This window comes from Xanthomonas arboricola pv. juglandis (assembly GCF_905367715.1).
Lineage (GTDB): Bacteria > Pseudomonadota > Gammaproteobacteria > Xanthomonadales > Xanthomonadaceae > Xanthomonas > Xanthomonas arboricola.
Map to the genome: position 1 here is coordinate 2,345,994 of NZ_HG999362.1, position 13,740 is coordinate 2,359,733.

At 66.1% G+C, this 13,740-nt stretch carries 8 protein-coding genes and 1 pseudogene; 1 reads left to right on the forward strand and 8 read right to left on the reverse strand.

Features of this window, described 5'->3' with window-relative positions; genetic code table 11:
* Window positions 1-213 precede the first annotated feature (213 nt).
* The 8 genes and pseudogenes from KHN93_RS21675 to KHN93_RS10290 all read right to left on the reverse strand — a co-directional run.
* A pseudogene (locus KHN93_RS21675) lies at window positions 214-2,349 on the reverse strand (methyl-accepting chemotaxis protein); the annotation flags it as partial.
* Window positions 2,350-2,847: 498 nt separating this feature from the next.
* The gene (locus tag KHN93_RS10260) at window positions 2,848-4,857 is read right to left on the reverse strand and encodes a chemotaxis protein CheA (RefSeq protein WP_039527454.1); all 2,010 of its coding nucleotides are present in this window, start codon (window positions 4,855-4,857) and stop codon (window positions 2,848-2,850) included.
* Between the two features lie 33 nt (window positions 4,858-4,890).
* Window positions 4,891-5,256, reverse strand: a complete 366-nt coding sequence (locus tag KHN93_RS10265) for a response regulator (RefSeq protein ID WP_002806565.1) — start codon at window positions 5,254-5,256, stop codon at window positions 4,891-4,893.
* Window positions 5,253-5,561 (reverse strand): STAS domain-containing protein, encoded by a 309-nt coding sequence (locus tag KHN93_RS10270; RefSeq protein ID WP_024937684.1) that lies wholly within the window; start codon window positions 5,559-5,561, stop codon window positions 5,253-5,255. Before KHN93_RS10270 ends, KHN93_RS10265 begins: the two co-directional genes overlap by 4 nt.
* Window positions 5,562-5,664: 103 nt before the next feature.
* Window positions 5,665-7,011, reverse strand: coding sequence for a chemotaxis protein CheW (locus tag KHN93_RS10275; protein WP_212579534.1), 1,347 nt, complete (start codon window positions 7,009-7,011; stop codon window positions 5,665-5,667).
* On the reverse strand, window positions 7,008-7,790 hold the full coding sequence (locus tag KHN93_RS10280; RefSeq protein ID WP_024937682.1) for a ParA family protein: 783 nt from the start codon (window positions 7,788-7,790) through the stop codon (window positions 7,008-7,010). The genes KHN93_RS10275 and KHN93_RS10280 overlap by 4 nt, the downstream gene beginning before the upstream one ends.
* A gap of 1 nt (window position 7,791) precedes the next feature.
* A complete protein-coding gene (motD, locus tag KHN93_RS10285) occupies window positions 7,792-8,766 on the reverse strand; it encodes a flagellar motor protein MotD (RefSeq protein WP_039515497.1) in 975 nt (324 codons plus the stop codon).
* 7 nt (window positions 8,767-8,773) lie between these two features.
* Window positions 8,774-9,514, reverse strand: a complete 741-nt coding sequence (locus KHN93_RS10290; protein ID WP_024937680.1) for a flagellar motor protein — start codon at window positions 9,512-9,514, stop codon at window positions 8,774-8,776.
* A 642-nt stretch (window positions 9,515-10,156) separates the two neighbouring features.
* On the opposite strand from KHN93_RS10290, the gene KHN93_RS10295 reads away from it, so the two are divergent.
* Window positions 10,157-13,312: a TonB-dependent receptor gene (locus tag KHN93_RS10295; RefSeq protein ID WP_206515407.1), complete on the forward strand. Its 3,156-nt coding sequence runs from the start codon at window positions 10,157-10,159 to the stop codon at window positions 13,310-13,312.
* The last annotated feature ends 428 nt before the right edge of the window (window positions 13,313-13,740 follow it).

Consider the following 13,740-nt stretch of genomic DNA (forward strand, 5'->3'; position numbering starts at 1 on the left):
CCAACGGCAGCATTGCCTGGCGATCGCAGGGGTGGTCTGGTGCGTGTGTGAGTCGCTGCCGCATGGCAAAACGCCCCGACAGGATCGGGGCGTTTCGGGTATCGATGCCGACGTGTCAAACCGGACAGGGCGTTTGCTTCTCCCCGCGGGAGAAGGTGGCGTGCAGCGCCGGACGAGGGAACGAAGGCAGGTTCCTGCGGCTTAAACCACCGTCAGATGCCGCGCGGCCGGTGTGCGGCTTGCCGACGGCAGTGCCGCGTTCGGCTGGATCTTGAAGATCGCCACCGCATCGGACAGCTGCCCGGCCTGTGCTTCCATCGCGCGGGCGGCGGCGGTGGCTTCTTCCACCAATGCCGCGTTCTGCTGGGTGGCCTGGTCCATCTGCGTCACGGTCAGGTTGACCTGTTCGATGCCGGCCGACTGTTCCTGCGAGGCGGCGGAGATCTCGCTCATGATGTCGGTGACGCGCTGCACGCTGGCTACGATCTCGGTCATGGTGGTGCCAGCCTGATTCACCAGCACCGAGCCTTCGGCGACCTTGCTCACCGAGTCGTCGATCAGCTGCTTGATCTCCTTGGCCGCACCGGCCGAGCGCTGCGCCAGCGTGCGCACTTCGCTGGCCACAACCGCAAAGCCACGGCCCTGTTCGCCGGCACGCGCTGCCTCCACCGCTGCATTCAAGGCAAGGATATTGGTCTGGAAGGCGATGCCGTCGATGACGCTGATGATGTCGGCGATCTTCCTGGACGATGCCTGGATGTCGGCCATCGTCGCGACGACCTTGCTGACCACCTCGCCACCTTGCGAGGCCACGCCGGCTGCGCCGATCGCCAACTGGTTGGCCTGGCGGGCGCCTTCGGCATTCTGCTTAACGGTGGAAGTCAGCTCCTCCATCGAGGCGGCGGTTTCTTCCAGGTTGGCCGCCTGCTGCTCGGTGCGCTGCGACAGGTCGTTGTTGCCGGCGGCGATGTCGCTGGCGGCCGCATTGATCGAGGTGGTGGCGTGCTGGATGCGCCCGACGATGCCGGACAACTGCTCGGTGGTGGCATTGGCGTCATCGCGCATCTGCGCGAACACACCGTGGAACTGGCCGTGCATGCGCTCGGTCAGGTCGCCGGCGGCAATCGCCTGCAGCACCTTGGACAGGGCGCCCAGATTGCCATCGGCAGTGGCCATCAGCTGGTTGAGGCTCTCCACCATGGCCAGGAAGTCGTACTGGAAGCGCTGCGTATCACCACGCACGCTGAAATCGCCATTGGCCGCGGCCTGGGCCAGCAACTTGATCTCGCTGTTCATCGCAAACAGATTGCGCTTGACCGCATCCATGGTGTCGCAGAGCACGGCCTTCTCGCCGGGCAGGCGGTCCATGTCCTGGCTCAGGTCGCCGATGGCATAACGCGACATGATCTGCGCCAGCTTCATCTTCACCGCGATATGCGAATCGACCAGGGCATTGGTGTCGCGCACCATGCTGCCGTATTCGCCGGGAAACACCGCTTCGTCCATGCGGAAGCTGATCTGCCCGTCGTCGTGGCGGCGCGCCATGTCCTGCTGTGCGGCGGCAACTGCCTTGAGCTGGTCTTGCATGCCGCGCATGCTGGTCAACAGCTGGCCGGGTTCATCGCCGGGCTGCGGGCCGATCGGGTTGTCCAGCTTGCCGTGCGCGATGGCGTCGGCGACCTGGGTGGCCTGGGTCAACGGACGCACCAGGCTGCGCGAGATCAGCCAGGCCAGTGCGGCAGCCAGGCCGGCCGACAACAGACCGAAGGCGATCAACGCGCGGTTGGCCAGCGCCACGCTGCCCAGGATGGCGGCGGCACCGGCGGCGTTCTGCGCGTTCTGCAATTCAACCGCAGCGCCAATCGCCTTGGAGCGGCGCTCCAGCAACGGCTGTGCTTCGCCGCGCAACAGCTGCTTGGCGCCGTCCAGATCGCCGCTGCGGATCATGCCGAGCAGACGGTTGTTGGTGGCGCGGGCGGCGGTGAGGCTGTCTTCGATGATCTGGCGCGCCCGCATGCCATCGGCGGTGGTCGGCAGGCGTTTCAGCGCAGCCCACAACTCGGCGTAGTGCGCACGATTGGCCTTGAGCTGTGCATCGATGGCGGGCTGTTGCTGCGGCGAGGCCAGCATGAAGTCGCGGATGTAACGCTCGCCCAGCATATTGCTCTCGCGCATCTGGTTGAGCAGCTGCGCCTTGCGGTTGTTGATCTCGATGATGATCGAGACCTGGTTCTTGACGGTCTTGAATTCGTACAGCGCCAGGCTGGTCGAACCGGCCAGCAGGACGATCAGCAACGCGAATGCCAACGCCAGGCGTCGCCCGACGTTGAGGGAGTGCAGAAATTTCATGGTGTTCTCGGGAGGGAGGGAGGTGAAGAACTACAGCGGTAGCGTTCGCTAGCCGGCTTTCTTGAGCTTGCCGGTGTCTGCCGGCCCGCTTGCGTTCTTTAGATGTGACGCGTTGCGCAGTGCGCGTGTGGGAGAGCGGGGTGAGGAACGAGCTGACCTGAGCTCACGTTGCAGATCGCGTAGGGCCAACGCTGAGTACGCTGCGCGCATGCAGGCGTGCTCACCCACAGGCAGACAGGCAGCAAACACAGGGCGTACAGACGCCGCAACGACAAAGCCCCGGCATCGCTGCCAGGGCTCTGTCGTTACCGCACAAAATCGGCGGCCTGGGTGCTTCGAGCCCCTCTCCTGCGGGAGAGGGGTAGTGCGAGGGTAACGGCGCAGCTGCGTGTAACTCCGACTGCGCGTGGCTGTGCTCGTACCCTCATCCGCCCCTTCGGGGCGCCTTCTCCCGGTGGGAGAAGGGATCACATTGCAGTTGTTGCGTGGCTTGGCGTCTTACGCGGCCTGCGGCACGCGCAGCGAGCGCACCAGCCCGCCGATGTCCACGATCAGCGAGACCCGTCCATCGCCCAGGATGGTGGCACCGGACACGCCCGGAATGCGGCGGTAGTTGTTCTCGATGTTCTTGACCACCACCTGTTGCTGGCCGAGCAGTTCGTCCACTTCCAGCGCGATCTTCTGGCCATCGCCTTCGACCACCACCACCAGCGGTTCCTGCGAGGACTGCTGCCCGCCGAAGCCGTAGTAATCGGTGAGCGACAGGATCGGCAGGTACTCGCCGCGGACCCGCAGCACCCGGCCGTCGCCGGCCATCGAGCGGATGTCTTCCGGTGCCGGCTGCAGGGCTTCGAGCACGTAGGCCAGCGGCAGGATCAGGGTTTCGCCGGCCACCGAGACGGTCATGCCGTCGAGGATGGCCAGGGTCAGCGGCAGACGGATCAGCACGCGGGTACCGCTGCCGGCGTTGCTTTCCAGCTGCACTTCGCCACCCAGGCCCTGGATGTTGCGGCGGACCACGTCCATGCCCACGCCACGGCCGGACAGGTCGGTGACGGCATCGGCAGTGGAGAAGCCCGGTGCGAAGATCAGATCCCACACCTGCGCATCGGTCGGGTTATCCGGCACGGCGATGCCGCGTTCGGCGGCTTTTTCCAGGATCTTGGCGCGATTGAGGCCACGGCCGTCGTCGCTGACTTCGATCACGATATGGCCGCCCTGATGCGAGGCCGCCAAGGTAATCGTGCCGGTCTCGTCCTTGCCGGAGGCGCGACGCGCATCGGGCATTTCCAGACCGTGGTCGATCGAGTTGCGCACCAGGTGCACCAACGGATCGGCAATCTTTTCGATCAGGCCCTTGTCCAGTTCGGTGCCTTCGCCGATGGTGCGCAGGCGCACCTGCTTGCCGAGGCGGCTGGAGAGGTCGCGGACCAGGCGCGGGAAGCGGCGGAACACCGCATCCACCGGCAGCATGCGCACGCCGATGACCGCTTCCTGCAGATCGCGGGTATTGCGTTCGAGCAGATCCAGGCCGGCGAACAGCTGTTCGGCATGCGCCGGATCCAGGCCGGTGGAGACCTGCTTGAGCATGGCCTGGGTGATGACCAGCTCGCCGACCAGATTGATCAACGCATCGACCTTGTCGACGCTGACGCGGATCGAGGTTTCTGCTTCGGCCGCGGCGGCCTTGGCCGGCGTGGCAGCAGCAGCGGCGGCAGGTTCGGCAGCGGCGGCGGGCGCCGCAGCGACAGCGACGGGCGCCGCAACAGCGGCTTCAACGGCCAGGCTCGGCGGCGGGCCGGGCACCGCCATCGGGCGGATGTCCAGCTCGCAATCGTCCACCACCCAGGCGAAGGTATCTTCGATCTTGCTGCGCGGAATCTTGCCGATCAGGCCCAGATCCCAGGCCAGGTAGGCTTCCAGCGGGTCGATGTTCTCAAAGCCCGGCATGCGCTCCAGGCGTGCAGCAATCTGCAGCGGGCCCAGGTGCTCGAGCTCGCGGATGATGCGCAGCGGGTCGTTGCCGCTCATGAACAGCGACGGCGCCGGGGTGAAACCGATATGCCAGGCTTCGGGTTCTTCTTCCTTCGGCTTGGCGACTGCGGCGGCGGTCGGCGCTTCGCCCGCCAGCACGGCGTTCAAACGGGTATGCACGGCCTTGACCGCGGCCGGGTCGGCCGGGGTGCCGTGTTCGGCTTCGCGCAGCAGGGCGCGCAGCACGTCGACCGAGCCGAGCATGGCATCGACCGCATTGGGTTCGAGCTGGCGCTTGTTGGAGCGCAGCTCGTCCAGCAGCGTCTCCAGCACGTGGGTCAGGCCGGCGACGGCTTCGAAACCGAAGGTGGCCGCGCCGCCCTTGATCGAGTGCGCGGCGCGGAACACCGAGTTGATGATTTCCGGGTCGCGGTTGCCCTCTTCAAGGGACAACAGCCCGGCCTCCATCGCGTCCAGCCCTTCGCGGCTTTCCTCGAAAAAGGTGGCGTGGAAACGTTGCAGGTCCATGCTCATGGGCGTGAGATCCGATGGTGAAGCGAGTAAGGATTAACCCAGAACTTTCTGGACGGTGGCGATCAGCTGTTCCGGATTGAACGGCTTGACCAGCCAGCCGGTGGCACCGGCGGCCTTGCCTTCGGACTTCTTGTCGGCCGCCGACTCGGTGGTGAGCATCAGCATCGGGGTGAACTTGTAGTCCGGCAGCTGGCGCAGCTCGCGGATCAGCGAGATGCCGTCCATGTTGGGCATGTTCACGTCGGTCACCACCGCATTGAAGCGTTGGCCCTTCGCGCGGCCCAGCGCAACGGCGCCGTCCTCGGCTTCTTCGACGGCAAAGCCGGCAGAGGTGAGGGCGAAAGAGACCATCTGGCGCATTGACGCCGAATCGTCCACCACCAAGATACGTGCGCTCATGCGGCGTTCTCCACAGATTTCAGGTTGTCATTGGATGCGGAAAGTCCGAGCGCGTCGGTGACGCCGAGCAGACGGGCCGCATCTCTAAAAGTGTCGTTGCAGCCATCGAATTCGGTATGCAAGCCCGCCTGGCGGCGACTCTGCACAAAGGCGCAGAGCAACTGCACGCTGGCGGTATGGATGCGCCGGACGTCGCCGGCATTGAGCACCAGGTCGCCGTCCTGGGTCAGGAACGCGGCAAGCTTCTGCTTGAGGTCGGCGCTGGTCTCGATGCCGAGATCCTCACCCAATGTCACTGTGCTCATTGTTGCTCCGAACGGATGGTTCTATGCGTACTAACGGCGGGGGGCGGGAAAGCTTTAACGCTGAATCGTTGCGCGTGCAGGTGCGCGTCAGCTGCGCGCCGGATCAATGCAGCAGATGGCTGGCGTCGAGCAGGATCATCGGTTGATGGCCCAGCCGCGCGACGCCGCGGAACAGGTTGTTGGAAATGCGGCACAGGCGGGCGTTGTCCGGCGGCTCGATCTGCTGATCGGTCAGGCTGGTGACGTCTTCCACCGCCGACACGCGCAGGCCCATGGTCTCGCCGTTTTCTTCCAGCACCACCACGCGCGTCTGCAGATCCATGTTGATCGGCGCCGAGCCCAGATGCATGCCCAGATCGATCACCGGCACCACCTGGCCACGCAGGTTCATGATGCCGAGCATCGCGCTGGCAGTGCCGCGCAGTGGCAGCAGCGGTACCGGCAGCACCACTTCCTGCACCTTGAGCAATTCCAGCGCATAGGTCTGCTCGCCGCAGCGCAGGCGTAGCCAGCGCGTGCTGCGTTCGCTGGCGCGCCGCTCGGCCTGGATGTGCTCGGCCTGGCCGGGAGCCAGCAGTGCCTGCAGGCCTTGCAGGTAGATCGGCGGCGGCGGCGCGCGGTGCGGTGCCTGCATCGGTGCCGGCGCAGGCCGCGCCGGTGCCGGCGGGGCAGGTGCGGCATCGGCAAAGGCCGGGTCGGCATCCATCTCCGACAGCAGATCGGCCGCCAGCAGGTCCGCGCCGGAGGCCGCCGTGGCGAAGGCCGGGTCGGCGTCCATTTCGGCCATCAGGTCGGCGGTGCTCATGAACGGGCTGGGCGCAGCGGTGGCAAAGGCCGGGTCGGCATCCATTTCGGCGAGGAAATCGGCGGCAATGTCCGCGGCGCTGGGTGCGGCGACCACCGGCGGCCCAAAGGCCGGGTCGGCATCCATTTCGGCGAGGAAATCGGCGGCGATGTCCGCGGCGCTGGGTGCGGCGACCACCGGTGGCCCAAAGGCCGGGTCGGCATCCATTTCGGCGAGGAAATCGGCGGCGATGTCCGCGGCGCTGGGTGCGGCAACCACCGGCGGCCCGAAGGCCGGGTCGGCATCCATTTCGGCCAGGAAATCGGCAGCGATGTCTGCGGCGCTGGGCGCGGCGACCACCGGCGGCCCGAAGGCCGGGTCGGCATCCATTTCGGCGAGGAAATCGGCGGCGATCGCGTCGGCGCTCAGCACCGCGGCAATCGCGTTGGACGTCGCCGCTTCCGACACGGCGGCGGCTTCGGGAGCCGCGGCAGCCTGCACCGGCGGCTCGGCCAGCGCAACGTCTGCGTCCGCAGGCGCCGGAGTTTCGCTGGCAGCAGGGGCGGCAGTGGCCGCAGCAGCCGGGGCGGGGATCTCGACGCCGGCGTCGTGCAACAGGCCTTCCAGATAATCGTCCAGCTCACCGTTGGCGGTGTGGTTGCTCATGCAGCTTGCTCCATACGCATCGCGTCATCGGCCAGCACCCATTCCAGCGCGCGGCGATAGGCGGACAGGCCGCGGCCCTGATAGTCGCCGCCGGTAGCGGGGACAGTCAGTGCGGCGGCATTGCAGATTCGGGTATCCACCGGCACCGCGTCTTCCCAGACGACGGCGCCGTAGGTGTCCTGCATCTCCTTGAGCGTCTCGGTGCCGGCGCGGGTGCGACGGTCGAACAGGGTCGGCAGGATCGACACCGGCAGCGCGCGGCGACGCGAGCGCTGCACCATGTCGGCAGTCCGCACCATGCTGGCCAGGCCATGCAGCGCCAGCGGCTCGGCCTGGGTCGGCACCACCACGCGGTCGCAGGCGGCCAGGGCGTTGATCATCAGCAGGCCGAGCGTGGGCGGGCAGTCGAGCAGGATGTAGTCGTGCTGGCCGGCATGCCGGGTCATCGCGTTCTGCAGCGCCAGGCCCAGGCCGGGCTGGTTGGCGCTGCGGCGTTCCAGCGTGGCCAGTGCGGCTTGTGCGCACACGTAGGACAGGCCGGGGATGGCGCTTTCATGGGCCAGGCTGGCCAGGTCGCTCGGCGGGGTGCCGAACAGGTCCAGCACACCGCGCGGCGGCGGGTCGATCGCCACACCGAACGCACGGGTGAGGGAGGAGTGCGGATCGAGGTCGATCAACAATACCCGATGGCCGAGCGCGGCCAGGCCGCGACCCAATGCCAGCGTCGTGGTGGTCTTGCCGACGCCGCCCTTTTGGTTGGCGATTGCCCAGATACGCATCTCACTGCACTCCTTGAATTACGGCGGGGACGGAACTTGTGCCGCTTTCGGTGGTGACGGCCGTTTGGCCGCCGTCAGACTTGGGAAGCTTGGGCGCCCCGGCGGCGGTCGCATGCATCTGCGATGGCGGATCGGGTGCGAGTGAGCCAGCCGAGTCAGCGAGGATGATCAACACCACACGCCGGTTCGCATTCCGTCCCGCCTCAGTGCTGTTATCGGCACGTGCGCGGAATTCTCCATAGCCCACCATCGCCAATCGTTGCGGGGCCACGCCGTCGTCGGCAAACAGGTGCACCACGCTGGCGGCGCGCGCGGCCGACAGCTCCCAGTTGGAGGGGAACTGTGCGGTGGCGATCGGCTGGTTGTCGGTATACCCCTCCACGCGCACGCCATTGGGCGCATCGCGCAGCACCGCGGCCAGCGCCGACAAGGTGCCGCGGGCGCTGCCGGCCAGCGAGGCCGAGCCGGTGCCGAACAGGATGTCGCTGTTGATCTCCACCTCGATCCACAGGTCGTTGCGGCGGATGGTGATGAGTTTCTGCTCGATCAGCGGCGCCAGCGTCTTGCTCAGCTGCTGGGCCACCGCGTCCATCTGCCGCTGCGCGCGCGCCAGCTGCGCCTGGTTGCGCAGCGATACCGGCATGCGCATCTGCGCGGCCATCGATGGCAGCAGGGTGGGGTCGGTCGGCCCGCTGGAGGCGGCCATCGGCGCGCCGGCCTTGATCACCGAGGGGCGGTCGTAATCGGCGCCCAGGGTCTGGGTCTTGCCGATCTGCACCGGGCTGGCGGCAGTGGACGAGCCGCCGAAAGCGGTGGTCAGCGCCTGCGCCATGACCTTGTACTTGCCCTCGTTGAGCGAGGAGATTGCGTACATCACCACGAAGAACGCCAGCAGCAGCGTCATCAGATCGGCATACGGGATCGCCCACGCTTCGTGGTTGCCATGGTCTTCGTGATGTTTGCGACGGCGGGCCATGACGGGACTAATGCAAGTATCCGGCCAATTTCGACTCGATGTTGCGCGGGTTCTCGCCCTGGGCGATCGCGATCAGGCCTTCGATCGCCATTTCGCGCTCGTTGGTGCTGCAGTGGATGACGCTCTTGAGCTTGGCGGCGACCGGCAGGAACAGCAGATTGGCCGAGGCGATGCCGTAGATGGTGGCGGTGAACGCCGCGGCGATGCCATGGCCGAGCATGGCCGGGTCGGCCAGGTTCTTCATCACCGCCATCAGCCCCAGCACCGCGCCGATGATGCCCAGCGTGGGCGCATAGATGCCCATGCCTTCGAACACCTTGGCCGCGGCAAGATCCTGACGCTCCTGGTTGTCCATTTCGATCTCGAGCATGTGCCGCATGGATTCGGGCTCCACGCCATCGACCAGCATCTGCAGGCCCTTGCGCAGGAACGCATCGTCCTGGCGCGGGAGCTGGTCTTCCAGGCCCAGCAGGCCCTGGCGGCGGGCGATGTTGCTCCATTCCACGATGCGCGCCACCAGCTGCGGGCGGTCGCTGGCCGGCGGCTGGATCACCCAGCGCAGGATCTTGAAGGCGCGCCGGAAAACCGCCGGCGAGGTGTGCAGCAGGATCGCCGCCACGGTGCCGACGATCACGATCACGAAGGCAGCCGGCGACCACAGCGACGAAATGCCGGCGCCTTTCAACACGCTGCCGCCCACGATCGCCACGATCGCGAGCACCAGTCCGATGATGCTGAGTCTGTCCATGGAAGCGATATCGGCGCGAGCGCGGCGGACTTGATAGGCGCACTCGGTCGATGCGCCAGAAAGTTGTCGTTTTGCGGCATGGGCCGCTTACACGCTGGCGTCGATGCAGGGTTGACAGGTCATCGGCGCATGCGCTTCCGACCAAGGCGTGTCATCAATGCCGCAGCAGGCCCCGCCGCGCTTGCGCGTGTACGCAGGCAACAAACGTGCGCATGTTCGGTGTGGCAACCGCGTTGGCGATGGCCGCCAAGCGGCGTGTGGCAGGCAATGCCCTCACGTCAATCCAGTCTGTTGCTGAGCTCGGTTTCAAATAAGGTGTGCTGGCGCTTCGGCAACCCGCTTGCGTCCGGTTGCGGGCAAGGGTGTGTTGCTTGCAACGATCACGCTGCTGCAGCCGGCGACGCGGCAGGCCGTGCCATGCCGCGCGTAAGCGTGGCGGGCCGGCCGGCCATCGTGGATGCCTTGCAATGCCGCGGGCCTGTTGCGGGGCAGAATGCGCTGCCGCATGGGCTGTGCTACTTAGCTTTCCACGGCATTAGAACGATCTAATTGCATCTGCGTGGAAGCGGACGCAAGAGGAGGGGGCGGCGCAACGGCGCCGGATATTTCTGCGTCACTTCGCGCGGCGTCTTTGTCCGATCGTTGGATCGACAGGAATCCGCCGAAGCCGATCACTATTGGGAGAGCATGATCGAAATGAACTGCATGCCATTCGCACGCAACCGCAGCACGCTGTCCGCCGGTATCGCCATCGTCTTGTTCGCGAGCGCCGCCTCTACCACCGCTGCCGCCCAGCAGGCCGACGCCACGCCGGCGCCCACGGGCCAGGCCGAGGTGCAGGCCACGGATCTGGATGCGGTGACGGTGACCGGCTACCGCTACGCGATCGAAAAAAGCCTGGAGCAGAAGCGCAACGCCAACGCCGTGGTCGATGTGATCACCGCCGAGGACGTGGGCAAGTTCCCCGACAAGAACGTGGCCGATGCGCTGCAGCGCGTGCCCGGCGTGGTCATCAGCCGCGACGGCGGCGAAGGCAAGAACGTCAGTGTGCGCGGCCTGTCCTCGGAGCTGGTGCTGACCGAATTGAACGGCAACTACATCGCCACCGCCGAATCCAACGGCGACCCGACGCGCTCGTTCAACTACACGCTGCTGCCGTCGAACCTGCTGGGCAGCGCGGAGCTGTACAAGACCCCGGAAGCACGCATCGACGAAGGCGGCATCGGCGGCACGGTGATCCTGCAGACACGGCGCCCGCTGGAACTGGAGCCACATTCCGGCTTCGTCTCGGCCGAGGGCACCTGGTCGGATACCAGCAAGAAGACCGACGGCCAGTTCTCCGGTTCGTACTCGTGGCACGACAAGGACAACCGCTTCGGTGTCTTCGTGGGCTACACGCAGCAGAAGCGCACCGCTCGCACGCTCAATGCCAGTACCGAGAGCTGGCAGTGGTACGGCCGCGACGAAGTCGGCCCGGCGGTCGACGTGAATGGAAACCCGTCGGACTTCAACGCCAACTGGTGGGGCGGTACCGGTTTCTGGAACCAGGACGGCAATTACTCCACCGGTTTCATGATGCCGACGGCGGTCAGTCTGGAGGCCAAACGCGAGGAGCGCGAGCGCAAGGGCGGGCAACTGACCTTGCAGTTCAAGCCGACCGACGACCTGACCCTGACCGCGAACTACTTCCGCTTCGACCTGTCGCAGGACTCGCAGACCAATACCATCAAGATTCCCGAGTGGAACATTGCCCGCTATAACGGCGACGGCAACTGGCGCGGCGGCCGTCTGCTCGACGGGCTGCAGTTCGATCCCAGCGGCACCGTCGTCACTGGCGCCGCCTACAGCCTGCGCCCGGGCAAGACCTATTATTGCAGCGAGGCGCAGGCCGCCGCGGCCGGCCTGCCGCCGGGCGGCTGGGGCTCGGACGATTGCACCGTGCCGACCCCGCAGATCACCGGCAGCTACAACATCGAGAAATCGCAGTCGCAGACGGTGGACCTGGGCGGCGAATGGCGTGGCGAGCAGGTGGACGTGGCGTTCAAGGTCGGCCGCACCTGGGCCAAGGGCGGGCCGGAGCTGCAGTTCTCCCTGCCAATCAAGCCGCGCCTGCAGAACGCCGACGGCAGCTGGAGCAACGGCAACTTCGCCAGCGCCTGGGACCTGACCGGCACGCCGTCCATGACATTCTCGCCGCAGCTGATGCAGAACCTGCGCGACGGCATCCTGCAGGTCGACCTGGGCTCGACCGGCTCGTCCTGGACCCGCAACACCAATCAGCAGCAGTACGCGCAGATCGATACCACCTGGCATTTCGATGGCGAGGTCGTCGACTCGCTGCAGTTTGGCCTCAAGCGTCGCGACGGCGGCATCCACCGCAGTACCGGCAACAACTACTGGGTGTGCCCGGGTACCGATCCAAGTGACTACGAAAACCGCTACTGGAACGGGCGCTGCAATGCCATCGCCACCCAGTTCTCGCCGGGCCTGCTGTTCGCGCAGGACAACCTGGCCGGTGGCGTCAACGCCAGTGCGTTCCCGGCGATCAACTTCCCGGGCTACATCGGCTACTTGAACCAGACCTACGGCGCGATGCAGACGCGCAGCGAAGACAACTTTGTCTACAACGTCGACGAGGAGATCTATTCCACCTACCTGCAACTCAACTTCCACACCGAGCGGCTGCGTGGCAACGTCGGCGTGCGGGTGGCGCGCACCGGCCAGCGTGCCGAGTCCACCGACAAGGTGACCGCCTACAACGACTACTTCTTCGATGGCGCCGACGGCAATCCGCTGGCCTGCCAGCAGGGCGCCGCCATGCCCAGCGGCGCCCCGGCCGACACCTACTGCGGGACCGAAGGCTACTGGCGTTTGTCCGACAGCGTGCAACGCACCGAGTCGTTCGTGGTCAGCGGGCTGGACCGCAACTACACCGACGTGCTGCCGAGTTTCAACCTGGCCTACGACCTGACCGAGAACCTGCTGCTGCGCGCGGCAGCCGCCAAGGTGATCGCACGTCCCAGCTACAACGACATCGCCGCGCCTGGCAGCCTGGAGTTTTACAGTCCCGAGTACGTGGCCGACCGGCGCCTGACCGGCGGTGCCAGCGAGCAGGGCTGGTACGGCTCGGGCAGCAACAAGAACCTGGAGCCGTACAAGGCCAACCAGTTTGACCTGGGGCTGGAATGGTATTTCCAGCCGGGCTCGGTGGCAGGTGTGGGACTGTTCCGCAAGAACGTGGAGAACTTTGCGGTCGACGTCATCAGCGACGTGAACATGATGGTCGACGGGCAACCGGTCACCGTGCAGAACTACAGCACCCAGGCCGGCGGCCAGGACGCGGTCTCGCAGGGTGTGGAGCTCTACGCGCAGCACACGCTGCCATTCGGTCTTGGTGTGCAGTTCAACTACACCTACAACGATGCCAGCAAGGCGGCGGTGCGGCTGGAGGATGGCACCGAGGTCGGCAAGACCTCCATGCCGGGCAGCGCCAGAAACCAGACCAACCTCACCATGTTCTACGAGACCGACAGCCTGCTGCTGCGCGCCTCGTATAACCGTCGCGGCGAACTGGTGCAAGGTTTGGTCAACGGGCTGAACGTCTTTGAGGAGCCGTACTACCAGATCGATCTGAACGCCGCGTACAACATCACCCCGGCGCTCAGCCTCACCGCCTCGGTGCTGAACCTGACCAAGCAGGAGTCACGCTCGCACCTGGGCGAGGACACCCGCGCCCGCTTCTATACCGGCGGATACGCAGGCCGGCTGGCATACCTGGGGCTGACCTATAAGTTCTAGGCCCCAGCATGTCGTGCCCATGCCTGCCACGCGGCGGTATGGGCGCGATGGTTCGGTGACGGCCGGACTGCAGTGTTCGCTGTCCGCGACGACATCGTCGCGTGTGCGCGGTCGTTCACCGCAGGATCTCATCGCATGAGGTCTTTGCTGGTGCGAATGCTCTCCCTGTCCCCGGTGCCGTCGCTGGCCACGCCGACGCTGGCTGCCGCACCGCGGTCAAACCGTCGAGCGATGCGGCGATCTAGTCGGGCCTTGCTGAAAAGAAGTGGACCTGGGCCCGTTATTTCGACCCGTTATTTCGACACCACGGGCGACGACGCAGCGCCATTTTCGTCGGCGATCCGGGTGATTCATCGGCGGCTTCTGTGGCTTGGTCGCAAACGGATTGCCACGCCCCCGCGCGGATGGCAACTTGCAGCGGCGATCAC